The sequence below is a fragment of the Psychrobacter sp. AOP7-B1-25 genome (genome assembly GCF_052376195.1).
In the GTDB taxonomy this organism is placed as follows: Bacteria; Pseudomonadota; Gammaproteobacteria; order Pseudomonadales; family Moraxellaceae; genus Psychrobacter.
Map to the genome: position 1 here is coordinate 1 of NZ_JBQSVK010000044.1, position 915 is coordinate 915.

2 protein-coding genes are annotated in these 915 nt (G+C 39.7%); both read left to right on the forward strand.

What is annotated here, in order from left to right:
* Positions 1 to 66: 66 nt before the first annotated feature.
* Positions 67 to 372, forward strand: a complete 306-nt coding sequence (locus tag ACT3QR_RS13895) for an IS630 transposase-related protein (protein WP_075103765.1) — start codon at positions 67 to 69, stop codon at positions 370 to 372.
* Complete coding sequence (locus ACT3QR_RS13900) at positions 347 to 910, forward strand: transposase (protein ID WP_198015433.1); 564 nt, start codon at positions 347 to 349, stop codon at positions 908 to 910. Before ACT3QR_RS13895 ends, ACT3QR_RS13900 begins: the two co-directional genes overlap by 26 nt.
* Positions 911 to 915 lie beyond the last annotated feature (5 nt).

Here is a 915-nt window from a genome sequence, read left to right on the forward strand (position 1 = left end):
TATAGTCACCTGACCACAAAAATGTTATAAAATAAATCAACTAAACGATTACCACAATAAATAACCATGACTTACTCCCTAGATTATCGCAAACAAGTCTTAAAAAGCTTAGATGAGGGCATGACCTTTGCTGAAGCTGCTGTTTTCTATGATATCAGTCCAACGACTATCCAGAAGTGGAAAAAGCGTCTTCATAGTAAAACCACTCGATATATTAAGCCCTACAAAATAGAGGATGAAGCCTTAGCTCAAGATGTCAAAGACCACCCTGACGATTATCACTATGAGCGAGCACAGCGTTTTGATTGTAGCCCAACAGGCATCAGTAAAGCCTTAAAGCGTATTGGTGTTAGCAAAAAAAAAGACACTTGAGCATCCCAAAGCCTGTCCTGTGAAAAGAGCGACTTATCTAGCCAAGCTTAACCACTACATTGCTCAAGGCTTTGCTATTGTCTATATGGACGAAAGTGGGTTTGAGAGTGAAACGATGCGTCCTTGTGGTTATGCACCCATTGGTAGCCCCTGCATTGGCAGTTACAATTGGCAAGCCAAAGATCGAACCAACGTCATTGGTGCACTATATGGCAAAACGCTGTTTGCACTCAATTGCTTAAAGACCAACATTAATAAAAAGATTTTCTATCACTGGTGCAAGTTCACGCTGATACCAAAGCTTAAGAGAAAATGTGTAATCGTTATGGATAATGCAGCCTTTCATAAGCGCGTTCAAAAGCTGCTTAACAGGCATGGTCACAGGCTATTATTCTTACCTCCTTATAGTCCTGACTTAAATCCCATCGAGAAAAAGTGGGCTCAAGTGAAGTTTTTACGCCAAGGTTGGATGGAAAATGACTTATCTAAATTGTTTTATGATATTCATCCAAAACATAACTCTTTTGTAGTGCAGTGACTATA

Excerpts from the sequence above, each read along its gene's own strand:
- ACT3QR_RS13895 (WP_075103765.1), top strand. The coding sequence starts at position 67 with ATGACTTACTCCCTAGATTATCGCAAACAAGTCTTAAAAAGCTTAGAT.